This window comes from Zhongshania sp. R06B22 (assembly GCF_040892595.1).
GTDB lineage: Bacteria > Pseudomonadota > Gammaproteobacteria > Pseudomonadales > Spongiibacteraceae > Spongiibacter > Spongiibacter arctica.
The window spans coordinates 1-246 of record NZ_JBFRYB010000007.1; the positions used below are offsets into that span (position 1 = coordinate 1).

At 51.6% G+C, this 246-nt stretch carries 1 protein-coding gene; it reads right to left on the reverse strand.

Going from position 1 to position 246, the window contains the following annotated elements; translation table 11 throughout:
- Positions 1-246, reverse strand: a 246-nt coding sequence (locus AB4875_RS17415) for a GTP-binding protein (protein ID WP_368377385.1), incomplete at both ends; no start/stop codon positions are given.

The following is a 246-nucleotide window of genomic DNA, read 5'->3' on the forward strand; positions in this document are numbered from 1 at the left end:
TGTCGTCGCCTGGGAAGTCGTACATATCGAGCAGCTCACGCAGCTCCATTTCTACCAACTCAAGCATTTCATTGTATTCTTCGCTGCCTACACCGCCGCAATCTTCTGCAAGCAAGTCTGCTTTGTTCAGGAATACAATAATGTAAGGTACGCCAACCTGACGTGACAGCAGGATGTGCTCACGAGTCTGAGGCATAGGGCCGTCAGTCGCGCCACATACCAAAATAGCGCCGTCCATCTGTGCAG